Annotated in this window: 24 protein-coding genes; 11 read left to right on the forward strand and 13 right to left on the reverse strand. The window is 49.0% G+C overall.

What is annotated here, in order from left to right:
- Positions 1-57 precede the first annotated feature (57 nt).
- Together KME12_01305 and crtD are read right to left on the reverse strand one after the other, a co-directional pair.
- Positions 58-2385: a tetratricopeptide repeat protein gene (locus KME12_01305; protein MBW4486404.1), complete on the reverse strand. Its 2328-nt coding sequence runs from the start codon at positions 2383-2385 to the stop codon at positions 58-60.
- Between the two features lie 35 nt (positions 2386-2420).
- Complete coding sequence (gene crtD, locus KME12_01310; protein MBW4486405.1) at positions 2421-3947, reverse strand: C-3',4' desaturase CrtD; 1527 nt, start codon at positions 3945-3947, stop codon at positions 2421-2423.
- A gap of 249 nt (positions 3948-4196) precedes the next feature.
- Between crtD and KME12_01315 the strand changes: the two genes are divergently transcribed.
- From KME12_01315 to KME12_01325, 3 genes are read left to right on the forward strand one after another with little or no spacing between them, the layout of a single operon-like run.
- The gene (locus KME12_01315; GenBank protein ID MBW4486406.1) at positions 4197-4439 is read left to right on the forward strand and encodes a hypothetical protein; all 243 of its coding nucleotides are present in this window, start codon (positions 4197-4199) and stop codon (positions 4437-4439) included.
- Positions 4440-4463: 24 nt separating this feature from the next.
- The gene (locus tag KME12_01320) at positions 4464-5771 is read left to right on the forward strand and encodes an insulinase family protein (GenBank protein MBW4486407.1); all 1308 of its coding nucleotides are present in this window, start codon (positions 4464-4466) and stop codon (positions 5769-5771) included.
- 20 nt (positions 5772-5791) lie between these two features.
- Complete coding sequence (locus tag KME12_01325; GenBank protein MBW4486408.1) at positions 5792-6721, forward strand: fructosamine kinase family protein; 930 nt, start codon at positions 5792-5794, stop codon at positions 6719-6721.
- Here KME12_01325 and KME12_01330 read toward each other — a convergent pair.
- Positions 6711-7289, reverse strand: coding sequence for a DUF3611 family protein (locus KME12_01330; GenBank protein MBW4486409.1), 579 nt, complete (start codon positions 7287-7289; stop codon positions 6711-6713). The two genes, KME12_01325 and KME12_01330, sit on opposite strands and share 11 nt — an antisense overlap.
- A gap of 568 nt (positions 7290-7857) precedes the next feature.
- Here KME12_01330 and KME12_01335 point away from each other — a divergent pair.
- Together KME12_01335 and KME12_01340 are read left to right on the forward strand one after the other, a co-directional pair.
- Positions 7858-8220, forward strand: a complete 363-nt coding sequence (locus KME12_01335; protein ID MBW4486410.1) for a PadR family transcriptional regulator — start codon at positions 7858-7860, stop codon at positions 8218-8220.
- A gap of 157 nt (positions 8221-8377) precedes the next feature.
- Positions 8378-8911, forward strand: coding sequence for a cofactor assembly of complex C subunit B (locus KME12_01340; protein MBW4486411.1), 534 nt, complete (start codon positions 8378-8380; stop codon positions 8909-8911).
- A 197-nt stretch (positions 8912-9108) separates the two neighbouring features.
- On the opposite strand, the gene KME12_01345 is transcribed toward KME12_01340, so the two are convergent.
- The gene (locus KME12_01345) at positions 9109-9426 is read right to left on the reverse strand and encodes a DUF3155 domain-containing protein (protein ID MBW4486412.1); all 318 of its coding nucleotides are present in this window, start codon (positions 9424-9426) and stop codon (positions 9109-9111) included.
- 964 nt (positions 9427-10390) lie between these two features.
- Between KME12_01345 and KME12_01350 the strand changes: the two genes are divergently transcribed.
- Entirely contained in the window at positions 10391-11266 is an 876-nt protein-coding gene (locus KME12_01350) for an ATP-binding protein (protein MBW4486413.1), read from the forward strand.
- Positions 11267-11378: 112 nt separating this feature from the next.
- On the opposite strand, the gene KME12_01355 is transcribed toward KME12_01350, so the two are convergent.
- The 4 genes from KME12_01355 to KME12_01370 all read right to left on the reverse strand — a co-directional run bounded on the left by KME12_01355 (position 11379) and on the right by KME12_01370 (position 16575).
- Positions 11379-12638, reverse strand: coding sequence for an S-layer homology domain-containing protein (locus KME12_01355; protein ID MBW4486414.1), 1260 nt, complete (start codon positions 12636-12638; stop codon positions 11379-11381).
- Positions 12639-13001: 363 nt separating this feature from the next.
- On the reverse strand, positions 13002-13427 hold the full coding sequence (locus KME12_01360) for a hypothetical protein (GenBank protein MBW4486415.1): 426 nt from the start codon (positions 13425-13427) through the stop codon (positions 13002-13004).
- Positions 13428-13456: 29 nt separating this feature from the next.
- Positions 13457-14737, reverse strand: coding sequence for an ARC6/PARC6 family protein (locus tag KME12_01365; GenBank protein MBW4486416.1), 1281 nt, complete (start codon positions 14735-14737; stop codon positions 13457-13459).
- A 248-nt stretch (positions 14738-14985) separates the two neighbouring features.
- Positions 14986-16575 (reverse strand): glycoside hydrolase family 57 protein, encoded by a 1590-nt coding sequence (locus KME12_01370; GenBank protein MBW4486417.1) that lies wholly within the window; start codon positions 16573-16575, stop codon positions 14986-14988.
- A 226-nt stretch (positions 16576-16801) separates the two neighbouring features.
- Here KME12_01370 and KME12_01375 point away from each other — a divergent pair, with 226 nt between their 5' ends.
- Together KME12_01375 and KME12_01380 are read left to right on the forward strand one after the other, a co-directional pair.
- The gene (locus KME12_01375) at positions 16802-17521 is read left to right on the forward strand and encodes a hypothetical protein (protein MBW4486418.1); all 720 of its coding nucleotides are present in this window, start codon (positions 16802-16804) and stop codon (positions 17519-17521) included.
- Between the two features lie 139 nt (positions 17522-17660).
- Complete coding sequence (locus tag KME12_01380; GenBank protein ID MBW4486419.1) at positions 17661-18998, forward strand: hypothetical protein; 1338 nt, start codon at positions 17661-17663, stop codon at positions 18996-18998.
- Here KME12_01380 and KME12_01385 read toward each other — a convergent pair.
- Positions 18995-19381 carry a VOC family protein gene (locus tag KME12_01385; protein ID MBW4486420.1) on the reverse strand — a complete coding sequence of 129 codons (387 nt, stop codon included), beginning with the start codon at positions 19379-19381 and terminating at the stop codon, positions 18995-18997. The two genes, KME12_01380 and KME12_01385, sit on opposite strands and share 4 nt — an antisense overlap.
- A gap of 161 nt (positions 19382-19542) precedes the next feature.
- Between KME12_01385 and KME12_01390 the strand changes: the two genes are divergently transcribed.
- Both KME12_01390 and KME12_01395 read left to right on the forward strand, forming a co-directional pair.
- A complete protein-coding gene (locus tag KME12_01390) occupies positions 19543-19926 on the forward strand; it encodes a hypothetical protein (GenBank protein ID MBW4486421.1) in 384 nt (127 codons plus the stop codon).
- A 90-nt stretch (positions 19927-20016) separates the two neighbouring features.
- Positions 20017-20874 carry a slipin family protein gene (locus tag KME12_01395; GenBank protein MBW4486422.1) on the forward strand — a complete coding sequence of 286 codons (858 nt, stop codon included), beginning with the start codon at positions 20017-20019 and terminating at the stop codon, positions 20872-20874.
- Positions 20875-20994: 120 nt separating this feature from the next.
- Here KME12_01395 and KME12_01400 read toward each other — a convergent pair whose 3' ends face one another.
- The 3 genes from KME12_01400 to KME12_01410 are packed head-to-tail and all read right to left on the reverse strand — an operon-like array spanning position 20995 to position 22458.
- A complete protein-coding gene (locus KME12_01400) occupies positions 20995-21486 on the reverse strand; it encodes a YajQ family cyclic di-GMP-binding protein (protein MBW4486423.1) in 492 nt (163 codons plus the stop codon).
- A 35-nt stretch (positions 21487-21521) separates the two neighbouring features.
- Positions 21522-21935: an MAPEG family protein gene (locus tag KME12_01405; protein ID MBW4486424.1), complete on the reverse strand. Its 414-nt coding sequence runs from the start codon at positions 21933-21935 to the stop codon at positions 21522-21524.
- A gap of 19 nt (positions 21936-21954) precedes the next feature.
- Positions 21955-22458, reverse strand: coding sequence for a DNA recombination-mediator protein A (locus tag KME12_01410; GenBank protein MBW4486425.1), 504 nt, complete (start codon positions 22456-22458; stop codon positions 21955-21957).
- A 272-nt stretch (positions 22459-22730) separates the two neighbouring features.
- Between KME12_01410 and KME12_01415 the strand changes: the two genes are divergently transcribed.
- Entirely contained in the window at positions 22731-24191 is a 1461-nt protein-coding gene (locus tag KME12_01415) for a carotenoid oxygenase family protein (protein MBW4486426.1), read from the forward strand.
- 9 nt (positions 24192-24200) lie between these two features.
- Here KME12_01415 and KME12_01420 read toward each other — a convergent pair whose 3' ends face one another.
- Positions 24201-25292, reverse strand: a complete 1092-nt coding sequence (locus tag KME12_01420; protein ID MBW4486427.1) for a phosphotransacetylase family protein — start codon at positions 25290-25292, stop codon at positions 24201-24203.
- Between the last annotated feature and the right edge of the window lie 79 nt (positions 25293-25371).

The raw sequence follows: 25371 nt of genomic DNA on the forward strand, positions 1-25371 counted from the left end.
TTCGTACCCCAGCTATTCCTGAATCAGAAGTAGTTATAGTGACGACGACTCACTGCTTTAGTGATGCTCAATGACTCGCTGATAGAAATTCTCTAAAGCTTTAACACAAGCTAAATCATCATAAAGAAATGGTTGGCGATCGCGCATTTCCTGAATGATCCTGTTTCGCCAATCGTAATCCAAGCCTAATTTAACGGCAATTTCAATATATGTTGCTTCGTCTTTAGCAATTGTTGCAGTTACACCCAACATCTGTAAAATTGCGTAAGAATGTCGTCCTCGCATAAACTCACCTGGACAAGTCACGATGGGTAAGTTGCAAGCGATCGCTTCTAACGTGGTATTGCCTCCTGACCAGGCAAAAGTATCTAGAAAAATATCGGAGAGCAGATTGATTTGCCAATAGTCTGTCTGGCTCTGCTTTGGCAAAATAAGGCAATGCGATCGGTAATTAAGTTGATATTGAGCAAAGGCAGTTTCTAAGCGTTTTTCAAATTGCTGAGTTAATGCAGGATTGAAACTAGAAATAAAAATAAATTGGGCTTCTGGTACTTGCTGAGCAATTACTGGAAAAATATAGTCATATTGAGGTAGATATTTGAATAATGATTGGCAACATAAATAGGCGATCGCATCTGGCCGAATCTGGAAATCTGCCCGTGATTTGGATAAGGGTGGCAGTTCTGGTTTGCTATAACTAATACCAATATTGGGTAGACGAACTAACTTTTCTGAATATTGGGCTTCTGCTCCTTCTGGTTCCATCAAATCACTAGAGAGGAAATAATCGATGGTGGGGGAACCGGATGTAATGGGATGTCCCCAAGTGACGCATTGAATGGGAGCCAGGCGCGATCCAGCGAGTGAGGTTACAAAAGGATGCATGCCAATATCTAGAAACACTAAAACATCGAGTTGATTAGCTCGAATTGTCGCTCCAACGGCTTTAAAGTCTACCTCTAAAACTTCTTGTAGGGGTAAGTGATGAAACTGATAACTATGTTGACGAATTTGTTCTGTCGCTTGGTCAACTGGCTGACCTAGGTGATAGCAATACAGCTCGAATTTTTCTGGGTCGTGGTGGCGAATCCAACCGATAAAGAGTTTTCCAACTGTATGCTGCCATAGCAGGCTTGAAATATAACCCACTCGAATTTTTCGCTGCTGGTTAGGTTCGGGAAGACGAGGTTGTATCTGAATTGACCTGGCCCAGGCAGGATAATTGGTAGCCATGATTTGATTCATTAGTTGCCCATACTGAACCTGCAACGCCAAATCATTCTGACCTTGATATTGCAAATAGAAATTAGTTTGGTAACCAATTCCTAATAACGCTGCTTGCTTACCTTGAGGTGTTTCTAAATCCAACCTTGTCTTTAAACGATTTAACCCCGAAATAAAGTGATTTCTCCAATACTCGATTTCAGCTGCATTCTGATAGAGAATCGGCAGCATCAATTGCTGAGCCCTCAACAAATGTAGATCGTCTGGAAGTTGCTTTAAGCCTTGAGTCGCAACCACGATCGCCTGCTCAACTTGCCCAGAATTTTGCAGTAGGGCCAGCAGCTCGTAGTAAAACGCCTGGGCTTCCGGGTAGCGTTGAATGCCTTGCTCATAGAGAGCGATCGCCTCAGTAGGCTGCTCTAGTTTTTGAAAGCACTCTCCCAAGTACTTATAAGCCCGCTGCATCGTTGCCGCTGCCGCTTCTGGATTGGGGATGTTGATAAATTCTTGGTACTGCTCTGCGGCGGCTGCATATTTTTCTTGACAGTAGAAACTGGCCCCCAAGTAAAAAGCAGCTCGTGCTTGGTAGCAGTTGGCTTGCAGCTCCAGAGCTTGGCCCAATTCCTGCAAAATCTGGGGATTAGTAGGATTGAGTTGGTGAGCGACCTCATAGGCTTTAATCGCTTCTGGTAGCTGGGCTTTAGCGCCTAAAACTTGACCTAGCTGAAAGTAGCTCTGAGCTTGCTGGGGATGAACGGCGATCGCCTGCTGATACACTCGCTCAGCTTCATCCAGCTTGCCGGATGCCACCAATAACCGCCCTAGCTCGCTGTAGGCGTCACTCAGTTGTTCATCCAATTGAATCGCGTTGCGGTAGGCTTGCATGGCCTGGGTGCGATCGCCTAGCTTTTCCCAAACTAACCCCAACTTGTAGTGATAGTTGGCTTGCAGCCGATTGAGTTCTAGAGCTTTCAGCAGTGCTTGGGCGGCTGATTGGTATTGCCCCATTTGGTAATAGAGCCAGCCTAAGTCCTGCCAAACTGAGTCTGCCTGAGTCTGTGCTTGCAAAATAGCTTGATATTGCTGCTCTGCTTCCTGAAAGCGTCCCTGTGCTTGGAGGGAAACTGCCTCACGATGCAGCGCTGCCCAAGTTGTCCCCATAAGAATTTGCGATCGCCGGAGAAATCATGACAAGCCTATGGCCTGCCCTCCTTTGAGTGTGCCTCAATTTGCCGAACAACTGTCAGGGCTGAGTAACTAACTCCCGCAGTGCCTTCACCTGGATGAGTCGAGTCGCCCACCAGCCAGAGCTTCTGTATGGGCGTGCGGTTGGCGAACCCAAAGGGGCCGAAGGTGCTGACTCGTTGCCCAATCCCGCCCACAATGCCTTGTTCCCGCCCAGTGTAGTGGGCAAAAGTCCGGGGTGTCGCTGCTTCCTGGTGCAGGATGGTTTCTGGGGTGAGATGGAAGAATTGCCCCAGCCGAGCGATCGCCGTTTCAGTATACTGTTGCTTCAAACTTTCATAGTCAGGGCCATAGCCCGAACCCTGCCACCACAGCGTCGGATTGGTAAAGGAAGAAGCTACAATCGTCGCCTGACCGTCAGGAGCGCGGCCATCACCCGGATGACTGACTGAGACAAACAACGAGTTATTTTCCCCAATCGGCCCATCGTAATCGTAGAGAAACTGGAGATGGGGCGGACACCCCTTCGGGATAGCACTTTGATCCACACCGAGATAAATCACAAAAGCTCCAGAAGCTTGAGGTAACTTATCAACTCGTTGCTGATAACCAGAGGGCATGGCTGTGCCTAGCAAGGGCACTAAGTTTTGTACGGTCACATTTGCCACCACCTGATCAGCGGGTTCTGTCCAGGTCTCATCTGTTTTCTGGTTGCGAATCGTGACCGCCTGCACCACACCTGCTTCTACGTGAATCTGCTCGACGCTGTGGCGCATCAGCAAACGACCCCCGTCACGCTCTAGGGCTTGCACGAGGCGATCGCTCAGCACTTGCATACTGCCTTGTAAGTGAAACAACCCGTGGGGGGCTTGAGAAACGCCTAAAGCAGTAGCAGCGTATAGCAGAGCTGTGTTCTCCGCGTCTACTTGGGAGTACAACTTCAGTTGCAAGTCTAGGAAAGTTCGTAATCGCAGGTTATCGGCGAGGCGATAGCCACGCAACGCATCCCCCACGGTCGAAAAGGTGTGGGGCAGAGTCAAGAGGGTATCGGGACGCACCGCTTTGGTAAGCTGCCAAAAATCCCAAATATTGCGCGGCGGCAGAATGGGATCGCGACCTTGAAACGACCAGCTATGGCGAAATAAATCTGCTAGAAGCTGCCAAAATGGCTCACTATTAGGGAATTGTCGTTGGCGCTCGGCTTGCCACTGAGCGCGATCGCACCAGACATTGATGGGGACGCTTTCACCTGGAAGATAGACCGCACAGGCAGGGTCGCAGGGAGTCGCCTCTGGTAGCTCAATCTCCAACTCCCTAAAAATCCGATGGTGAATGCCACCCGGTTCTAACCCCGCGACTTGAGTGGCTCCCACATCAAAAGTAAAGCCGCGTCGCTTAAAGCTAGAAGCACAACCCCCCGGCACTAAAGCTTGATCTAAAACGAGAACCTGATAACCGCGATGAGCCAGTAAGGCGGCTGCGGTCAGGCCCCCAATCCCTGCTCCTACCACGACGACGCGATCGCCCTTGCTGCCCATAAACGCTAAATTCTTAACTTCTTCATATTTCTTAATAAATTATAGGCGGTGGCTGCTTGTTCCTAATCACAAGGTTGTGGTTGACGAGCCTGCTTAATTTTTGCCAAAACTAGTCCTAGCCTTGCTGCTACTGCATTAGAGCCATTCAGGCAAGCTAGCTTCAACAAATACAAATCATTCCTACATGGAATCTTGAAGAAACAGTTCAGTTCTCAGGGGTCTCTCAGACTATAGTGACGGTAGAAATCGGTGCCCCAATTAAACTCAGGGTTTGCTAGACTCACACCGATCGCTCAGACAGCCATCGCATCTTTTCACCGTCGTGGTTTTGGCTGCTGCTTGGCCGATGCAATATCGTTATTTACTCAGTTTCTTGAGCGTTGGATGGGTGCCGCTTGGCGATCGCTTCAGTGCCACGAGCAATTTCACGAATTGTTGTGGACTTGTAATCATTTAGCTAACAGTACTCCTACGCTTACTAAGATAGATTAAGAACTCAGCCTGTTCGGAAGATCCATGACCCCAACCCTGATCAAATCGCCCCATGCTCCCCGACTGAACGCGCCTACGGTTCGTCGCTTAGCGAATGGCCTGACGATCGTTGCAGAGCAGCTCCCGATCGAAGCGGTCAACCTTAACCTTTGGTTGAATGTAGGTTCCGCAGTTGAAACCGATGCCATTAATGGGATGGCCCACTTTCTGGAGCACATGGTTTTCAAAGGAACCGCACAACTGGCGAGTGGAGAATTTGAGCGCTTGATTGAGGAGCGGGGCGCAGTCACAAATGCTGCTACCAGCCAAGACTACACCCACTACTACATCACCACTGCTCCCAAAGACTTCGCAGAGCTAGCACCTTTGCAAATGGACGTGGTGCTGAATGCAGAAATCGCTGATGAAGCCTTTGAACGAGAGCGATCGGTGATTTTAGAAGAAATTCGCCGCTCAGACGATAATCCGCGTCGCCGTACCTTTGCTAAAGCGATGGAAGTAGCTTTTGAGAAACTACCGTATCGCCGTCCAGTGCTCGGCCCTACCTCAGTCATTGAGCAACTCACATTTCAGCAAATGCGGGACTTCCACGCTCAGCATTACCAACCTCATTCCATGACTGCGGCTGTGGTAGGTAATTTGCCTGTAGAAGAATTGATTCAGATTGTTGAGGCAGCATTGGTAAAAGTGCAGGCCAATCGTCCGGCGATCGCAGCTCAGTCCTCCCTCCACGATCTGCCTAGCTACAGCCTAGAGCCCGCCTTTGACACCATTGTGCGGCAAGAGTTTGTAGATGACAGCTTGCAGCAAGCTCGCTTGGTTATGGCGTGGCGTGCTCCCGGATTAGCCGATTTGCAAGAAACCTATGCGCTGGATATCTTAGCAACAATTATTGGTCAAGGCCGCACTGCCCGTTTAATCCGAGACTTGCGAGAAGAGAAAGGACTCGTCAGCAGCATTGCTGCTAGCAACATCACTTACGAAATGCAGGGAGCCTTCTACATCTCGGCTCAGCTTCCCGCAGAAAATATCCCGGTTGTAGAAGCCGCGATCGTAGACCATATCCGCAAAATCCAGACTGAGCCAGTGACAGAAGCGGAAATCGCCCGTGTTCGGACTCAAGTCGCGAATCGGTTTATCTTTGGCAACGAGACACCCAGCGATCGCGCTAGTTTATACGGTTACTACCAAGCCATGGTGGGAGATCTAGCTCCAGCCCTCCACTACCCCGCTCACATTCAAGCTTTAGATGCTGCCAGTTTGCAAGCCTCTGCCCAACGCTATCTCTCAACTGATGCCTATGGAGTCGTAAGCCTCAAACCTTCTGCCTGAATAAAATTTTAATCAGCCACATGTGGACGACTATTGCTGCCCATATCACTCAAATGACAGGATATGAATTTCAAGCTCTCAGTCATCGCGCGGTTAGTGGAGGCTGTATCAACCAAGGGTATGCGCTGCAAGGTAGCCCAACTAGAAACCAAGGCACCCATGCAGCTTGTACCTACTTTGTGAAGCTGAATCAACCGTCTCAAGTTGCCATGTTTGAGGCAGAGGCTTTAGGGTTGCAGCAGATGCGAGCCAAGCCAACGATTCGCGTCCCCGAACCGATTTGTTGGGGCGTGGCAGAAAACTCCGCTTATATAGTCTTGGAGTGGATTGAGTTGGGACGGGGCGATCGCCAAGCTTGGGAAGCAATGGGTCGTCAGTTAGCCGCCATGCACCAAGTCATGACTACAGCAGGTTTCGGCTGGGATCGCCATAACACCATTGGCTCCACACCCCAAATCAATCCTTGGACTCAAGATTGGGCAGAATTTTTTGTCGAGCACCGGATTGGCTATCAGCTAAAACTAGCTCAGAGACGAGGGGGGCACTTTCCCAAGCAGGATCGGCTACTCGCCGCCATTCCTGAACTGCTAGCCAATCACCAACCTCAGCCCACCCTAGTGCATGGAGACTTGTGGTCAGGGAATGCTGCGGTGAGTCAAGCGGGAGAGCCAGTAATTTTTGATCCCGCTACTTATTTTGGCGATCGCGAAGTAGACATCGCCATGACCGAGCTATTTGGAGGGTTTTCGCCTGAGTTCTACCGAGGCTACAACCAAACTTTGCCACTCGACGCAGGCTATCCACGCCGAAAAAATCTCTATAACCTCTACCACATCCTGAATCATTTCAATCTGTTTGGCGGCAGTTATGAATCGCAAGCCAACCGCATGATTGAGCAAATCTTAGCTGAGGAACTGCCCATACCCACTCTGGCACTTCCTAGCGATTGACTCGATTCAGGAGCCAGAAAGACGAAACCAATCCCGCAAAGTGACCAGCGATCGTATTGGTATTAGCTTGTACGACAAAAAAGTCGAGGGGCCGAATAATGGGAATGGCATTGTTGCCATAAAGAGGATAAGCCTGAGGCTGGGCGATCGAACGGGCAATCAAGCCACCTACAATAGCTTGAGCTCCAATGATTGTCAGCAACATGCCAACTAAACTAAATATGATACCCAACTGTAACAGCTGGATTGTATCGGCCTTGCTAGGACGCAAACTGGTATTGGGAGCTTTTAGTTGTCGAGCGATACGAACATACCGAAAAGCCCAGTAGATATTGATCCCCAACACCACCAAGCCGCAAATTGCGAAAAAGACACCAAAGCCAGTTCCGACCCTACTGGTACCCGCTGTACCTCCAGTTTCCCGGCTAAAGTTGGCCACAATCAAGACGATGGTGGAAACAACGGCTAGAACCGACTGAGCCCAAAAACTAATCCATCCAGTCCAGCGAAAATAGGTGGCAATCTGACGAATGGCAGGAGGAATTTCGGAAGAATCTGACTTCAACATGGTGCTTTAAACGGGCGTAATTACCTGGCTATTCATCTATCCAAGCTAACTCAAAGCATAACTTTAATTGCTTCAGGCTCAGCCATTGATTAAGTTGAGTCCTAACTCCTAAATCCGCCCCTTCTGATCCACCCAGATCACCCAGTTGGATGAAAGGTGAAATCCCTGTGAGATCTAGCAACCGAAGTCAGAATTAAATGTCTAGAATTAATATTACGCCCTCTAATTATTTGGCTTGAGTAGTTCGAGGGCAGACCATCTAGTCTGTCAATCACCAGAGTCAACATTCAGCATCAGCTCTCTAAACTCGGTGTGAGAGTTAACGGCACCTTCTAGAGCTTTTTGAGTATGCATCTATTGCCATTTAGGTAACGACTAGGTAACGACCAAACTCACTGTTCTAAAGGCTGGCCGCGAGCTTAGGCAGCACAGGCTTACATCATGACGGGAAATAGTTGGCATAGAGGACTCATTACATTGATGGTCGCTCACTCTCTGTTCCCGTTGTCCACGGCGGTAACGTCAACACCCTAGCTTTAATGTGGATTGATTAATTATGGGTTTAACCATGCGATTTGAAGATATCTACCAGTTTTTCCAAGATCCCCCACCCATTTACCTCAACAAAGAACTCGCCGTTTGTTATGTCTTGTCGGTGCTGCAACGAGGGGACTCTTACGGGACAGAATTGATCCAGCTTCTAGAAAACGAATATCGCACTTACCGCCTTTCCGATACAGTCCTTTATAGCGCTCTAAAATTTCTGGAGGATGAGGGAGCCATCCAGGGGTATTGGCGCAAAGTAGAAGGACGGGGGCGGCCACGTCGGATGTATCAAATTCGTCCAGAGTGGTCTGAGCGGGCTCAAGAATTATCTCGTCTTTGGCAAGGATATGCAACTGGTAATCTCCCCGCTAGTGACAAAAACTAGGTGGCGTTAAACCGTTGCAAGCGATCGCGCTAACCCAAACCCAAGCGATCGGTTCTTGAGCATTCCAGCTCTAGCAACCCCAAGTAGATTAAAGCTTTCTATACTTATGTAAACTAAAGTATAGGTAGTGTTGTTTGTCGTTTCTGCCACACCCTTTATGAATGCTGCCATTCTGCCATCTATATTTGTGATGACCTTGCTAATGATGGTGGGTCTAATGTTTTTCATTCGAGCCTCCGTCAAAGACAGAACGCAAGAAGTGCAATTGGTTGCAGAACTGGCAGAGGAATCGTTACTCGATCGCCTACAGCAATACTTTGACCAACGGGCCTACAAAGTTGCAGCAGTAGATGCGGCTCAAAACCAGGTAACGTTTCAAGGGGTGGTGCGGCCTAGTTGGTTTTTGGCGGTGTTTTTAACGCTGTTGGCAGCGGCAGGCATTTTGTGTCTTGCTCTGGTGCTGTCAATGGTCCTACCGGGACTGACCCAACTTTTGTTAGGAGCAGTGCTTCTGGCACCCCTAGCAGGCTGTTTTTATTGGCAAAAAGCGAAACGTCCCGAACAAGTTTCCCTCAAGATTGAACCAGTTCACTCCGATAAATCTCAGTCCCAGAGCCTCGTTACTGTCAAAGCTCATCGAGATGAGTTGTCTGAATTGCAGCGGGCCCTCAACCTCAAGGCTTGTAAGTAACTTACCAGTAACTTACCCCGTTTGGAAGCAGCTTCTGCTGTAGTCGTACTTGATCATTTAAGGTTCGATTAAATGACCCCATTCAAACAACAACGCTTGAATGGGGTTTTTGTTTAGATCAGTTCGCCTGATTTCCCTAGTCAGCAAAGTATTAAATGTTCCCAACAGACTCATTTGCAAGCTCAATCGGTCGAGCTTTAGCGGCTAGTGACAGCCACAGGTGCATCTTCTGTATCACCAATCAATACTCTCAGACTGGGAAACAAGAAATGGTTCTCTTCGACATACTGAGCACTGAAGAGCCCCTTTTCAGCCCAAAAGTAACGGTCTGTGGTGTGCTCGTTCCGCCTTACAAGTAGCAGAGCGGGCGGAAGAATAGCTTGCGCTTGAATGAACTTTCGAGCAGCTGTGACTGGTTTTTCTTCGCCACTTTCAATGCTAAACTGAGGCACTAACTCCAGAATCCTACGCCCTTCTAGGCGACGACGGCTCTTACGCTTGCGTCTCCTTGCCAATCTCGGTACCTCCTCTTTCTGCTGACAGGTGTATTCATAGTTACAAAACCGTCGCAAGTATATCGGCTTGAGTCCAAAATTTCAACTTCTTTTAAGTCCTTGATACAAAACTCCATGAATACCCTAAGCTTATATCTGGCAAACCTTTAGTCCCATTTAAGTCGGTAGATAAGCTCGGATAATTTTAATAAAAATTCAAACTTCTTAATGTCAAATACATAAAGTTAGGTTTAAAACTCATCTAAGAGCAGATAAAGGTGTAAATTAGCGGGCCATGATTGAGAAGGAGATCTCAGCCCTGGGAGTTAGAAAGAGCTCCGTTTTGATTTGAACATCTGCAACTGTCTGCATGTTGATACCTACTAGCCCAGAATTTGTGGCGCTTTGTCGCGCTCAGGTAGAACTCTTGACCCAGGGGTTGGGAGCGTCTCTTAGCGTGGTTTACCTGACAGAGGAAATGGCAGATGGTACTGAGGCCAAGCTGATTCCAGTGGTTGCCTATCCTGAGAGCGTTGCTGCTTGGGATGAGGAGCCTTTTTTGTTGCCTGCGGCAGAAGCAAGGTTGCCACGATTACGAGCGGCAGATGCTAGCCTTGCGCCCACTCAGTTTGCCTTAAGCCCAAACTTTTTGCCAGAGGACGAAGTTGGCACTGAGCCAGAGCGATTGGATAGCGATGGGTTGCAGCACCAGCGCCAAGTCGTGTTGCCTCTGATGCATGAAGGTATGGTGATGGGCCTGCTCGTGAGTGAAAGGGACGATCGCGCTTGGAGTGAGCAAGAGCGATCGCAAATTGAGCGAGTGGCTCATACCTTGGCGCTAGGCTGTGTACTAGATCAACGGGGCCAATGGTTAGAGCAGGAACAGCATCAACGACGGTTGCTCCAAGCCCAGCAATACAATCTGTTTGATAATTTGCTCCATCAACTCCGCAATCCCTTAACCGCAATGCGAACCTTTGGTAAACTGCTGCTGCGGCGACTCGGAACTGGAGACCCAAACCGAGATGTGGCAACTAGTATTGTCCGGGAGAGCGATCGCCTACAGGAGTTATTGCAACAATTTGACCAAGCCATTCATGTAGGGAGGCGCGATTTAGCACCTTTGACGCTGCCTCCGGCTGGGTCACCCCAGTCAACGCCATCGACTAGCGAGCCAGCCAACGGTAGAGGAGTCAATTCCTTAGCCGCCTCCTCTACCGTTGGATCTGAGCCTACACCCGATGCTTTGACCAATGCTGGCGATGTTGTGACTGTATCACCGCTGCCCTTGCTACCAGCTTCGGGGTTTCTGGCGGGTGCGAGCCTTAGCTTAGAATCCTGTGCGATCGCCAGTATTTTGGACCCTCTTGTTGCTTCAGCCAGCGCGATCGCCCAAGAACGAGATTTAGCATTTTACGCCCAGGTGCCGTCTGATTTACCGCTCGTGAAGGCAAATGCTAAAGCGCTGCGAGAGGTGCTGAGCAATCTACTAGATAACGCCCTGAAATATACCCCCGCTTCAGGACAGGTCTATTTAGAAGTCATTACCCATTGGTCTGCTCCATTGCCTCAGGGGCAATCTGACTGGCTAGGCATCGCCATTTGGGATACAGGGCCAGGGATTCCAGCCGAGGATTTAGCTCATCTCTTTGAGCGCCACTACCGGGGTGTGCAGGCTCAGACAGATATTCCTGGTACTGGGTTAGGCTTAGCGATCGCTCGTGACTTGATGCAGCAAATGCAGGGAGAGATCCAGGTATTTAGTCCCGCACAGCAGAGTAACATTGTTCATTTTGTGCTGCCCATGCCGCCTACGACAGGCCCAGGAACCGCTTTTGTGGTTTGGTTGCCGCTCGCTTAGCTAATAAAAACGATCGCAACTCTGTAAAGTCGCGATCGCTGTCAAGCTTGAGGGCTTGAGTCAAACTGAAAGGTTACAGTTTAACTATGTTTAATGACTTCACTGACAGAAACTACTGATTGGTGGAGCCTGTGGGCAGTACTAGATCAGAACCTAGTGTCAGGTTGAGATCTTGATCGGGATCAATCCGCACGAGGGTAACGCGATCGCGGCCTAGGAAGAGTCCGATTAAGGCTCCAATCCCTGCTCCACCTAAGACTTCCTCAGTAGCGATCGCCCGGTCGCCCGTGACAGCCGCAACCGCAGCCGCAGCCGCAGCACCCAAAGCCGTATCTTTAAGGATTGCGCCTGTGCTAGCACCCTTACGAATGTCCTCAGTGGTAGTGATCACTTCAGAGGTAGCACTCATCTGAATCCGTTGACCGTTAGTCAACACTAGCTCTTGGGCTACGAACTGAGAACCGCCTTGAGCAGGTCGCAACTGACCTACCACTTGGCTACCAGCGGGGATCAAAATGGTGCCTTGAGAAGTAGTGATGTTTTGAGCGACGGTAAGAGTGAGAGGTGCAGTCTCATCTGGTGTGACCAAAATTCTTTCGGCTTCGTCATACTTCACCGGAATCGTGGTGCCAGAAGGAATTCTGACTTGAGTCGGCGTTGTGACAGGAGGACGCTGACCCACTACATAGGGAGAAGTGATTGCGGTGGCTTGCCCAGAGCTAACCAAAGCTTGGTAGATAAAGGCTGCGACTTCAGCTCTGGTTGCGACTTGGTTGGGGTTCAGCAGTCGAATGTTGGGGTAGTTCACCACAATCTGTTCGTCTGTAGCTGCTGCCACGCTACTGCGAGCGTAGCTAGGAACTTGAGACGCATCACTGTAGTACTGCTGCAAAATGGTTTCTACTTCAGTGCTGACGGAGTAGTCCAAACCATTTGCTAAGGAAACTAGAACTTGAACTCTAGGAATATTCTGGTTGGGCTGGAAGATATTACCGGGGTATCCAGATAGGAAACCTGTTGTGTAGGCTTCCTGAATTGCACTGTAAGCCCAGTAGTTCTGCGACACATCGACAAAGTTCGTGCCAGAGCGCTCTTGGGGCCTGTTGAAGGCTTTACGGATCATGGCGGCGAATTGTGCCCGCGTTACAGGGTCATTGGGGCGGAAGGTGCCATCGGGGAATCCAGCAATCACATCGCGCTGGGCTAGTTCACTAATGAAGCTTGCAGCCCAGTAGCTAGAGGAAACGTCGGAAAAGCTAGTAGTTTGAGCTTGGGCAGGCATCATTACGACCATTGGGGCAGATGCACCTGCAATGGTGGTCAGGGCTAAAAATGCAGCGGTTCCAGACTGCCAATGGTTGAAGCTAGACATATTGAGGGCGTTCTCCAAAAAACAAGAAGCAAATCCGTTATCTTAATCAATTAGACCTTAGGGAAGCTAATTTGTTCCTAAAACTATCTACGGGTAGAAATCTGGTGGTTTCAATCACAAATTACCTAAAATCCCGTGATTTCTGGCCTAAGTTGACGTTTGACATTCTTAGGTTATGGACGTATAGGGAACTTAATTAGTTTCATCAATATAGAGAATTTAAGCGGTCAATTTCAGGGTGCTAATAAAAGGGATACAAGTGCTGCGACCTAAATTCGGGCACCAACGCAAAAATGGGAGCTGAATCAAGTTCAACTCCCACTGGTAGGCGAGCGATCGCCCTTTAGCCCAAAATTCTAAGCGCTATCCCGCTTGAGGAGCATTGGTGCAAACGTAATCTAGAACTGCTTTGGCGCTACTACCTGGGGCAGGGTTAGCAAGTCTACCGCGATCGCTATAGTCAAACTTCTGGAGCACTTTGCGGCTCTGATCATAGGCAGTGAGTCGTCGCAGCCGCGTAGTGCCCGCTTGGCAGTCTACAGAACGGTAGATCACAGCTCCGTAAACAGGTTGGTTGACAGGAGAATCAAGAAACACATTGTTGGGTTGTTTGAAGTCGCGGTACTCCCAATACCAGACGCTATCGCCTCGCTTTGCGATGGAGCTGGCATCGACTAAAAAGCGATCGCCTACTGAGTTCACGGTGACTTGAACCCACTTTTCTGCAAAGGCTGCGGGCGCGTGAGCTAGTAGAGCTGCGATCACAGCTAGCTTTAGAAAATGTCTCATAAGTGTCAAGTTTTCAGGAACGGCTATATTTAATTGTTCTGGGTATTGGTGCCAACTGCACGTTCTAAAACTGAACCATCCACAGTTTTATAGTCAGCAATTTTCCAGGCTCCGTTAATTGACTCCAAGCTATAGCGCACCAATCTGGTTTTGAAGTCAGTCTGAGTCGGATCAACTTTGCCGTCGCGGTATAGGGTGCGGTCTTCAGTAATTTTTAGCTCGACCGTCGCCTTGTTTTGATCTGCCACAAATCGCTCGACCGACTCTACTTTCTGGACCCCAAAGCGATAGTAAGCTTGATTGTCTTTGAGCCAAGCGATCGCGCCATCATCCCTCACTAGGGAAGCATACAGTTCGCCTGTCGTGAACTGCTTCATGGGTTGCTGGTCGAAAGGAGGAGCGAAAATCTGTGACTTCGCTTGTAGCCATTCTGTAATTAGACCTACAGCTTGGTTTTGGGAGATAGCTGTATTGTTTCTGGCTGCGATTGATTGGGTGGGTACGACTACCCCTGAGGTTTTAGGTGCAGAGCCATTTTCGTTCTTCACAGGTTGCGGAGTTGGCTGTGGAGCAGAGTTTTGGCTGGCAGGAGCAGAACCAGAACGGCTCCGAGTCAGATATCTCTCCACGTTCTGAACTGCTTTTTGAGCATAGGGATCATTCGGACGTTCATCCACAGCTCGCTTAAAGTGCAACAGCGCGAGAGGATAGTCTCCCTTCTTAGTTGCGGCATAGCCAGCCTGCATGTACCGTTCATATTCGTTTTGCGAGGCAGGGGCAGCAGCGCTAGCAGGAGTAGAGGAGTTAGAAGCAGTGGTAGAGGTGGCAGGGGCAGTGGAGGAAGTAGCAGGTCTAGAAGCAGCGTTGGGAGATTTCAGTTTTTGATAGAAACTGAGGACTTTGTTGGTGTAAGGGCTGGTTGCAGAATTGGTATAGCGAGTTGGATCGCCCGTCATCCACCAGGCTGCGACTCGTTGCACCGCGATCGCCTCGTTATTGCCACTGGCAGGGTATTCATCTTGCAGGGCATCTTTGACAATGCAAGTGACAATGCTCCGCGCCGTGCTAGCATTGGCTCCAAATTGTTCTGGAGTCACTTCTCGGCCCGTACAAAACTTTGCCCAACGAGGGATATTACCAGGCAGTACTTGCCAATCGCTGTACAAACCATCCTTAGAGGTTCCGGTTTGTGGGGCTGCTTGCCGAATTGCTTCTACGAGTGCATTGACTTGGGCATTAGAAACTTGCGCTTGCGCTGGCAATGTCCATAGCCCCAAACTGACAATCAGTCCACCCAGTAGTAACTTCATAGCTTGCCTCGCACCAACTCTAAGCAATTTGCAATAGTAGAAGTTAACGTAATTATACAAATTTGTCTTTCCATCATCAGACAGACCCTGAAGGAGATTACTAAGTTCCTGATGGATACCTATATAAAAAGGGGCAGATTTAATCACAGAACTCTGATCATTCTCTGATCATTCAAGGAGAGCTGTGCTCAAATCCGCCCCTACAGGACAAATGAATTCAGGTCATTACTATTGATTACACGAGTTGATTAAAGTGGCCGATAGGTGCGGTAGTTGATGTTGGGAAAGATGTTGTCGATCTCCTCGACTTTTTCTAACCAGCCAGAATCAACTTTGCCTTGGTTGAGGTCATCGTAGAGTTTGTTAAAGCGCATCAAGTGCGATCGCGTGCGGCGGACTGCATAGGGCACCATTGTTCCTGTCCGCATAATGAAGGCCCAGTCAGAAGATTGAGCCAGCAACAGTTCGCGGGCCGCTTGGTTGAGGGCACGCCACTCTAGTTCATCCGCAGGCTCCCGTTTGCCCAACTCGATCATCCGCTCCGCCCCCTTGTGCAAGTGCGGGTAGATCCAGGCATTGGTTTCATTCAGCCAGTATTCGTGGAAGCCTTTGTAGCCCCAACTCGACTGCGAGGGTTTACAAACTTGTTGCATCGGGTTCATCCGCAGGTAGTCGGCCAAGTGAGTCATTTCGTAAGATTGCTGGTCGTACCAAGACTTGCGGAACAGGTAGTCGATAAACCAGGGGCCTTCGTACCACCAATGCCCGAATAACTCAGCATCGTAGGGCGACACAATAATGGGAGGTCGCTGCATGATGCCATGTAAGTGCTCAACCTGTTGCTGGCGGTTGAACATAAAGTTGCTGGCGTGGTCTGCCGCTTTTTCCCGCGCCCAATAGGGGTCGTACAGGGCTTTGTCGCCTAAGCCTAGACCCCGCCCAGTGATCTTGTGATACTTAATGCCCACGTTTTTCCGCTGGCCGTTGGGCATGATGTAGGGCTTGATGTAGTCGTAGTCTGCTTCCCAGCCCAAGTCTTTGTAGAACTCGCGGTATTCTGGCGCGCCAGGATAACCAACTTCTGAAGACCACACCTGTTGCGAAGATTCGTGGTCACGCCCAAAAGCAGCAACCCCAGTTTCGGTAAAGATGGGGGCATAAGTACCGAACCGGGGCCGAGGACGAGCGTAGAGAATCCCGTGGCCATCGGTGAGGAAGTAGCGCAGCCCTGCGTCAGCCAGCATCCGCTCTACGCCTTCGTAGTAGGCACATTCTGGTAGCCAGATACCTTTGGGCGGTTGACCAAAGTTTTCTTCGTAATGCTCACAAGCGACTTTGATTTGGGACCACACGGCTTGTGGGTACATCTTCATCAGGGGAAAGTAGCCGTGAGTCGCGCCGCAGGTAATGATTTCTAAGTTATGGCTATCTAAAAACTGTTTAAATCCTTTAACTAGATCGCGATCGTATTGCTCCCAGGTTTGCCGAACTTCCTTAAATTCTTTGGAGTAGTATTCGGCGAGGTAACGAATATGACCGTTGTGCTCGTTGTGATCAATCTCTTTCTCTAATAACTCTTCTAGTTGAGCTAGGTGGTGATCAAAACGTTCCTGTAGCAGGGGGTCACGGAGCATGGACACCAAGGGTGGCGTCATACTCATGGTGATTTTGAAGTCAATTCCATCCCGTTTTAAGCCTTCGAATACCCGCAACAAGGGCACGTAAGTTTCAATAATTGCTTCATATAACCACTCTTCTTCCAGAACGTAGTCACTTTCGGGATGTCTGACAAAGGGTAGGTGGGCGTGCAGGACGAGGGCGAGATATCCGATGCTCATAGAAATTCTGGGATAGACCGTTGTTGGATTCTGAATTCGGACTTACAGGATGCAAAGATTGTAAAGCGAAACTACAACAACAGGTAGCTTACAGGAAAGGCTGTGCTGTCTAGACCTAGAAAAGTATTTTGAGAAGCAACGGAGCGGTTGAGGAGTACCAACTTAGCGCGATCGCTGTTTTTTAATTGTTCACCCACCTGTTGTAGCGCAGGGGAGTTTTCCGCACATGCAAAAGTCTGTTCTCTCTGTGGTTTGGGTTTTAATGAGCAGTCTATGGCTAGGGCAAACGGCTCAAGCTCAAACTCACAAGGCACTTCTAGCTTTAGTTTCAACTCCATTGCCAGCCCAAGTTCAGCCGCGATCGCTCTTCGCTGCCGTCGATGTGGCTGTCGCTCAAGCGCAGACTAGCAAACCAACTCTACTCTTGCAGGACTTACCGACGGGGTTTCAGCCGCTTTCCGGGCCAGACTTGGGTGAGTTCAGCCAAAGCTTATCGGACGGGGACTATCAACCTGAAAGCCTATTTGCTTTTCAAGAAGACGAGCATTTTCAGTACATCATGGGCTTTACAACCTTGCTAGCGACACCAGAAGCGCAGGCCGCTTTTGATGCCGAACTCCGTCAAACTAATTTTCTAGAGGAATTTGCCCAAGGGTTCCAGCAAGGTTCGGTAGGCATTGAGATCTCTAAGACGGGGGCTTTGAAGAACTTAGAGGGTATTGGGGATGCGATCGCAGGTTTAGGCTTTACGAGCAATATTCAAAGCATTCCAATCCGAATTGAACTAGTCGTCTTCCGACGAAACCAAGTCGGCGCGTTTCTATGGACTATGTATCTTGATGGTGACAAGCCTGTGATTTCAGTGGATCAAGTTGCTCAAAAGTTAGACAGTCGTGTATTAGAAGCTGCTAAAGCGGCCCAGCCACCGCAAGTAGTATTAGACTAGGTACTTTTTCTGACTCAAAGGAGATGAAAAGGTAGTCTGTGTCAACCTTTAATAGATCTGTGAGAGTCGCCGATATAGCTAGCAGTCGTGAGAGCGATGCTCAGTTTTGCGTATTTAGTTGTCTGGAGCACCCTTGATCATGACTGATCATTCCGCCAATTCTTCTGTTCCTCCCATCAATGCTACTCCTCAGAACCCAGCCACTCAACCGAAAGCGATCGCCACGCCTCCGGAGGCTTTACCTGCTACCGAAGCGATAGTAGAGGCATCACCCATAGACGTGCAAGACGTGGAAGCAGGCTCTCCTGAACAACCGCAGTCCTCGCTGTGGTCAGCTATGACTCACAATCTGCACAATCTAGGAGATACAGTGGGTAGTCGAGCCACGCAAGTCGGAAAAGCGGCTCGAAACACAGCAACTGGAGTTGGAGGTGCGATCGCCCACACGACCCTACAGGCGGGTAAAGCTGCCGTAGAGCTGGGGGAGGCCACAGTTAAACAAACTCAGCAGCTCTTGACTCAGGCAACCCAAGGGGCAGGAGAAGCCGCAGCTTTCGTCGGCAATAACCCAGTGTTACGCAAGGTTGGCACTCGCCTCAATTGGGGTTGGTTGCTGGATGCTACCAATCAAGTTGATTTAGTTAAAGCTGAGGTTGCCGTTCAGGACTTGCAACGCCAGCACCCCGACCATACCCCTAGCCAAATTGCCCATACCCTCATGGTGCAGAAAGCGGTGTACGCGGGTGGGGTAGGTCTGGCAACTAGCATGATTCCGGGGGTTGCTACAGCGCTATTAACAGTAGACTTAGCAGCCAATATGGCTTTGCAGGCCGAAATGATCTACCAAATTGCCTCAGCTTATGGTTTGGATCTCCGTGATCCAGCTCGTAAAGGGGAAATTTTAGCAATTTTTGGGGTAGCTCTAGGGAGCGGTCGCGCGATCAAATTAGGGTTGGGCTTACTGCGGAATACGCCGATCGCTGGAGCTTTGGTAGGCGCGAGTGCTAATGCCGCCATGCTTTACTCCCTAGGTTATGCGGCTTGCCGCTTTTACGAAGCCAAACTCAACGAAGACCTCTCAGATGCCAAGCTGTCTGAAGTTCAGCAAGCGAGCCAAGAGTATCTGCAAGTGGCGCTCGCTCAGCAAGCAATTATGGATCAAGTTCTGGTGCATATGATTTTGGCAGGAACCGACAAACGCTCTTGGGACGAGATTTTACCCACCTTAAAAACGCTGAATTTGCATCCCTCTTCTCTCAAGACCATCAGCGAAAACTTGCAAACTCCTAAGCCTTTATATCTTCTGCTCAATCAACTCAATCCCGATTTTGCCGTACCCTTATTAACCCAAAGCCGAAAAATCGCCTGTCGAAATGGCAAGGTGACACCCCAAGAAGCCAAGATTTTAGAGAGCATTGCCGAAAAATTCGAGCTTGAACCTCCTGCTAATGCTACCTGTGAAGGCGACATTAATTAGCGCTCGTATAGTTCTAGGGGCAAGCTATCTGGGTCTTGAAAGAAAGTAAATTGCTTTCCGGTGAGGTGATCGAGACGAATCTCCTCCACTGCAACTCCTTGAGATTTTAAGTGCGCTACCGCTTGCTCTAAATCGGTCACCGAAAAAGCAAGATGCCTCAACCCCTGCGCTTCAGGACTATTAGGTCTAGGAGGCGGTTCGGGAAACGAAAATAGTTCAATTTGGTCGCGATCGCCTACCCGCAAATCCAACTTATAAGAATTACGCTCAGGCCGAAACGTTTCTTGAATAATCGGAAATCCTAAAATCTCTACATAAAAATGCTTTGAGTTTTGATAGTTAGAGCAAATAATTGCCACGTGATGAAATTGATTTATTTTCATCTCAAGCTCCAATTGACTAAGTAGTGAAAGAGTTCTCGCTAGAGCTTTACGCTGCTTTTATCAAAGGTTCATTGTTTATTCTTATTAAACGAAAATTTGTGTTGTAATTTCGGGAATCTTATTTCATGAGCTAATTTTCTAAGGGTGCCAACGTGAAATTTTTGAGTACTTTGATCGGATGCACAGGTGGTTTGGTTGTAGCGATCGCCCCATCAGCGCTGACTCAAGCCACAGACAATTCCTTAAGCTACTCAGCCTCTCTAGGTTTACCAGGTAACTATAACGGCCCTGCTTGTATTCAATTAGGCCAATGGGATGGCAGTGCCGCGATCACTTTAGAAGCCAACAAATTTTATACTGGCATCCAAATTTCCAACTCCAGCAGTAGAGTGACTAAAGCATTAAATATCAACATTAATCAAAATTTAGGACAAGTAATCAAGCTGTCTAGCGATCGCGCCCTTTACCCAACCTTAAATCAAGGACAGTGCAAAATCAAAAGTGGAGCTTTGCAAGTTCACTCCTTAAACTGGTTCCGACGATGAAAACTGCGCTCGATCCTTAAGCAATTTCTCGGAATTGTCCCTTGGTCGCCCAGCTTAGAATACAGGTATCCAAGTTTGGATTAGTCCATCATGGGACAGACCTTCTTACTGTTGGGCATTCTTTTCTTCTTGACTGCTTCTGGCCTCAAAATGGATCGCGAATACCAGCGAGGGGTTATCTTCCGCTTGGGCCGAATTAGAGGAGTCCAAGGCCCAGGAATGTATTGGATTATTCCTTGGATCGACCAAAAATCTCAGTTAGATATCCGCACTAAAACGGTTAATATTGAACCCCAAGAAACTGTAACCGCTGATAGTGTGACTATTAAAGTGAATGCAGTTTTGTACTATCGAATTATCGATCCTGCCAAAGCCATTAATAAAGTTGAAAACTATGAGATGGCAGTTTATCAAATTGCTCTCACAACTTTACGCAATGTTGTAGGCCAAAACATTCTAGATGATGTGCTACAAAACCGCGACAAAATCAACTTCAAAGTTCAAGAAATCGTTGATGAAATTACCGAGCCTTGGGGCGTGGTGATTGAGCGGGTAGAAATGAAAGATGTAGAAATTCCGCCCAACATGCAACGAGCCATGGCTAAAGAAGCCGAAGCCATCCGAGAAAAACGGGCTCGGATCATTAAAGCAGCAGCAGAGCAAGAAGCTTCCATTAAGTTAGCTGAAGCCTCCAAAAATATCGCTGCAAATCCTTCTGCTCTAGAACTGCGGCGTCTGCAAATGCTGACAGAAATTGGGGCCGAAAACAATACCACCACCATCATTATGATGCCGTCAGATTTTGTAGCCGTTGCTAAACGCTGGGCTGAAGGTGGTTTGGAGGGTGCTCCGCCTTTCCCTCAACCCTATCAAGGCACCGCTATCCCCTTCGTGCCACCAGTAGAACGTCCCTTAGAAACTCCTCTAGAAAGCGATCGATCCACCTAAAAAACGCTTTCTACTCCTTTGCTGGGCTTCACACCATTCCTGCCCTTTTGGAGGGAGTCTGAGGGACGCAGCCGTCTCTCAGCGGGGGTTTGGGGGCAAGCGCCCCCAAGGCATTTAATTCTAGCGATAATTATTAAACTGCAAAGCCACAGGCAAATCTTCCTGCTTTAGCCGTTGGATCACTGCTTGTAAATCATCCTTATCCTTCGCAGACACTCGCACCGCATCCCCTTGAATTGATGCCTGCACCTTCTTAAACTCGTCGCGAATCAGCAAAGAAATTTGTTTTGCGATCTCTTTGCTGATTCCTTTCTTCAACTTAATTTCCTGCCTAACTCGGTTGCCACTCGCCGACTCCACTGTGCCATAGTCAAAGATTTTGAGCGACAGATTACGCTTTGCAGATTTCGTTTGTAGCAACGTATGGACTGCATCTAGCGTAAACTCGCTATCTGTATTAATCGTAATGACATCTTCACCAAGCTCGATCGTCGTCTTGGTGTCCTTTAGGTCAAAGCGGCTCTTGATTTCACGAACTGTTTGATCGATCGCATTCACCAACTCTTGACGATCGAAGTCACTCACAACATCAAATGAAGAAGTAGCAGCCATAGAACCACAAAGAATATTAAATGTTCGAATTTAGATTAATGCAGGGATGTCAAGCTTGTGCCCATCAATGTAGCAATACAAAGGGTACCAATGCCAAACATCAGCGATCGCGCCAGGGGAATATCTAGAATATAAAACAGCGAAAACAGCAACCGCGCCACCAAATAAGCGATCGCCGCTCCCGCCACCCAGATCGAATCTTGTTGCGTCACATAAGCCATCAAGGCTGCTGCCGCAAACAACATAAACGATTCAAATGAGTTTTGGTGCGCCCAAGTTGCTCGCTGAGCATAGGCTGGCAGCTTCTCAAAGATGGCTCTTGGGGCCCGCGAATCATACCCAACTTGTAGCCGACCGTAAGCGACGACGAGAAAGGGAACATAAACAAGCAATGCAGCCCCGGCAATGCTGTAGAGCAAAAGTGCTGAAACTGGCAATGGCACAGACATTGTTTACCTAAACAAGGAGCTAGTCAAAGTAAAACAGGGTGATAATTCGGCGCTGCTCCTCAGCATCTTGACAAGTCTTGAGCAACGTTTGGCTGTCATGGAAGGCGAAGCAAATGAGCTGCTGGCAGCGAGAAACAATCTCCAGGTTGCACAACGCGCTTGCTTCAGCCAAAGTTAAACTGTCATGCTCCGGATTCTCTACCAGGTGCATTACCTGAGCCAATTGTTCGCGAGATTCGCGAGGTTGACGTTCCAAGCTCTGAGGCAGAATGACTGTCAGCAAGTTCGGATCAGCCCGCATGGCACCCCGAATCGCAGCAGAATTAGTTCCGGTTGCACCAGAGGTAATGAGACGATTACCGGACAACACCAAGGCATAACTCATCATTTCAATTAAGTGTTGATGAGTAATCGGAACATGACGTGACCCCAGCAAGGCGATGCGTTTAGACCCTGTTTGCTGAATGGTCGCCAGCTCTTGTAAAAAATCGTCTACTTTAGGCAGATCTATCGATTGACTCAAAGCCAGTCTCAGGCTGAACAACCTCGCTATTTTACCAGACAGAACCTGAAATTAGATGCCTGGACGCTGAAGTCGTACATAACTCAACCAAGTAGCTACATCGCTTCCTTTTACCAACCCAACCGATCTGTCTCTTAACCCGATGCTTTTGCGAAGATATATGTGGAGTCAATTTAAGGGCGATCGCATGAGGGCCAGTGACATCGAGCACTCGTTTTCTCCCCAGCCTGAATCTCAAATTTCAGCCATCTCAAATCAGGAGCAACTGTCCGATGGTTAGTACCGCTCAACCGACACAAACTCAGGCCGCATGGTCTAAGGCCATTCCACCCACGAGTACGAATGCGATCGCCCAACCGATAAAAGAGTTTAATCTCACCCCCTTACCTGTGCTTTCGGGGGCAATTCCTAGCGGATTGAGAGGTTCGCTCTATCGGAATGGCCCTGCTCGGCTAGAACGAGGTGGCTACGATGCTCAGCATTGGTTCGATGGCGATGGCGCAATTCTCGGCGTCCATTTCAGCGATGGGGGGGCAAATGGGGTCTACCGCTTTGTCCAAAGCACAGGCTACCAAGCAGAAGCTCAAGCAGGCTGTTTGCTCTATGGCGGCTATGGGACCATGCCCTCAGGCTCTCTATGGAATCGGCTGACCCAAGGGACGAAAAACGTTGCCAATACTTCTGTGCTGGCTCTATCAGACAAACTTTTAGCGCTCTGGGAAGGGGGGCAGCCTCACGCTCTAAATCTTCAAACCCTAGAAACTTTAGGTTTGGAAAATTTGGGCCAACTGGGTGGCGAACAGCGCTATTCTGCTCACCCCAAACGCGACCCACAGACTGGCGAGATTTTTAACTTTGGGGTGGGTTACGGCAAAACGGGTATCTTGCATATTTACCGTAGTGATAAAACGGGCCAAATCCGCCAGCACAATGCGATCGCCCTCGATGGTTTTCCGTTAATTCACGATTTTGTCCTAGCGGGACCGTATTTAGTGTTTTGCATTCCACCTGTGCGGCTAAATCCTTTTCCTGTCCTGCTAAAACTGCAAAGCTACAGCGATGCCCTCACCTGGAAGCCGCAGTTGGGCACCCAAATTTTAGTGGTGGATCGAGAGACTCTCAGCGTTGTGAGCTGTGGTGAAGCCGACCCTTGGTATCAGTGGCACTTTGGGAATGGCTGCATGGATACCAGCGGTGCAGTGGTCGTAGATATGGTCCGCTATGCAGACTTTCAAACCAATCAATACCTAAAGGAAGTGGCGACCGGACAAACTCACACAACAGCGCAAGGAACTTTATGGCAACTGCGACTCCAGCCTGAATCAGGAAAGGTTGAAGCTATGACAGAAATGCTCGATCGCGGCTGCGAATTTCCGGTAGTAAACCCTCAAGAAGTAGGGCAAGCTTCTCGCTTTACCTATCTCTCGGTTCATCGTCCTGACATTGATACCCGTCAAGAAATGTTTGGCGCGATCGCTCGTTTTGATCACCAAACTGGGCAACTAATGACCGCAGATTTAGGCGATCGCTGCTACCCTACAGAACCCATCTACGCACCCGATCGCGAGAGTCCTGATCAAGGCTGGATTCTGACTGTGGTGTTTGATGGCAAAACGGATCGCAGTGAAGTGCAAATTTTCGCTAGCGATCGCCTGAATGAGGCCCCGGTTTGTCGGTTAGCATTGCCCAGCATCATTCCCTTAGGCTTTCATGGCACTTGGAAGCCAGCCTAGGCCAACAAATTATTGCAGGGTTACGGCAGGCTCTAGATTCAGTTTCGCCATGAGCTGGTCAATGTCAAAATGTTCTGCCACCATCTGCTGAACATATTGCATCTTGATCGGCTCATGCAGGCGTACTTGACCAAAGGCGCGATCAATAATCTCTACCGTGGTTAGGGTATCGAGATCTACCGAGAGAATAGGAATTTCTAGATCGTCTGCCCGACTAATAATGGTGCGGGTAGGCGGCAAATGCCCAGTCAAAATCAGGCATTGCGTCGAGGTTTCTAGGGCGGCAAGCTGAATATCTGTGCGATCGCCCCCTGTGACCACCGCCATATTTCGCGCTTTCTGGAAATACTTCAAAGCGGAGCTGACATTCATCGCCCCGATCGTCAAGCTTTCCACCAGGAGATCTAAGCGATCGCCTCGGCAGAGCACTTCAGCATTGAGCTGATGGACCAGTTCGCGCACGCTGACACTGCGTAGCAAATCACTACGCGGAAATAGACCTAGTACGGGAATTTCGTGTTGTGCCAAAAATGGCCGCATCACCTTGTCCACCGTCTCTAGCTGCTCCTTAGGAATGTCGTTAATCAATACCCCAATCAGGCGATCGCCCAGCTTCTGTTTAGCGGCCAGCAAGCCATCGACTAGCAACAACGAGTGACAACGAGCCACCAGCAACACAGCCGCATCAACGGTTTCTGCTACCTGAGACAGAGAGAGATCAAATAGACTCCCCTCCTCTAAAGTACCTGGCCCCTCCAAAAGCACCAGGTCTCCTCCTTGCATCTGTAAGTACTGGTTGAGAGTTTGGCGGTAGTTCGTTCGATCCAGTCCTTGCAAGCGGTTTTGTACCGTCTGTTCGTCTAACGCAAGTAACGTAGGCTGCAAGCGATTTTCAGCTAAATTCAGGACTTGAGAGAAGAACCGCACATCCTCATCCAGCGCATCTGTTCGCGATTCGCTTAAGCAGGTGCCTAAAGGTTTACCATAGGCGATGTCTAGCCCTCGCTCCTTCAATTGGTGAGCCACACCCAGGATCATGGCTGACTTACCACTGTAAGCTTCCGTTGATCCTACTAACAAATACTTCGGGGACTTTGGCACGTCCTCACTCCTGAATTAACCGCTTTGAACTTCGCTTGCTATCCCCTTCATTGTAGGGTGATACATTCCCCAACTCTGA

This window comes from Trichocoleus desertorum ATA4-8-CV12 (genome assembly GCA_019358975.1).
GTDB lineage: Bacteria > Cyanobacteriota > Cyanobacteriia > FACHB-46 > FACHB-46 > Trichocoleus > Trichocoleus desertorum_A.

Bases quoted from the DNA above. Each gene is read 5' to 3' on its own strand.
- KME12_01305 (MBW4486404.1), bottom strand. From the start codon at position 2,385: ATGGGGACAACTTGGGCAGCGCTGCATCGTGAGGCAGTTTCCCTCCAA.
- crtD (MBW4486405.1), bottom strand. From the start codon at position 3,947: ATGGGCAGCAAGGGCGATCGCGTCGTCGTGGTAGGAGCAGGGATTGGG.
- KME12_01320 (MBW4486407.1), top strand. From the start codon at position 4,464: ATGACCCCAACCCTGATCAAATCGCCCCATGCTCCCCGACTGAACGCG.
- KME12_01325 (MBW4486408.1), top strand. From the start codon at position 5,792: ATGTGGACGACTATTGCTGCCCATATCACTCAAATGACAGGATATGAA.
- KME12_01330 (MBW4486409.1), bottom strand. From the start codon at position 7,289: ATGTTGAAGTCAGATTCTTCCGAAATTCCTCCTGCCATTCGTCAGATT.
- KME12_01335 (MBW4486410.1), top strand. From the start codon at position 7,858: ATGCGATTTGAAGATATCTACCAGTTTTTCCAAGATCCCCCACCCATT.
- KME12_01340 (MBW4486411.1), top strand. From the start codon at position 8,378: ATGAATGCTGCCATTCTGCCATCTATATTTGTGATGACCTTGCTAATG.
- KME12_01355 (MBW4486414.1), bottom strand. From the start codon at position 12,638: ATGTCTAGCTTCAACCATTGGCAGTCTGGAACCGCTGCATTTTTAGCC.
- KME12_01360 (MBW4486415.1), bottom strand. From the start codon at position 13,427: ATGAGACATTTTCTAAAGCTAGCTGTGATCGCAGCTCTACTAGCTCAC.
- KME12_01365 (MBW4486416.1), bottom strand. From the start codon at position 14,737: ATGAAGTTACTACTGGGTGGACTGATTGTCAGTTTGGGGCTATGGACA.
- KME12_01370 (MBW4486417.1), bottom strand. From the start codon at position 16,575: ATGAGCATCGGATATCTCGCCCTCGTCCTGCACGCCCACCTACCCTTT.
- KME12_01375 (MBW4486418.1), top strand. From the start codon at position 16,802: ATGCAAAAGTCTGTTCTCTCTGTGGTTTGGGTTTTAATGAGCAGTCTA.
- KME12_01380 (MBW4486419.1), top strand. From the start codon at position 17,661: ATGACTGATCATTCCGCCAATTCTTCTGTTCCTCCCATCAATGCTACT.
- KME12_01385 (MBW4486420.1), bottom strand. From the start codon at position 19,381: ATGAAAATAAATCAATTTCATCACGTGGCAATTATTTGCTCTAACTAT.
- KME12_01395 (MBW4486422.1), top strand. From the start codon at position 20,017: ATGGGACAGACCTTCTTACTGTTGGGCATTCTTTTCTTCTTGACTGCT.
- KME12_01400 (MBW4486423.1), bottom strand. From the start codon at position 21,486: ATGGCTGCTACTTCTTCATTTGATGTTGTGAGTGACTTCGATCGTCAA.
- KME12_01405 (MBW4486424.1), bottom strand. From the start codon at position 21,935: ATGTCTGTGCCATTGCCAGTTTCAGCACTTTTGCTCTACAGCATTGCC.
- KME12_01415 (MBW4486426.1), top strand. From the start codon at position 22,731: ATGGTTAGTACCGCTCAACCGACACAAACTCAGGCCGCATGGTCTAAG.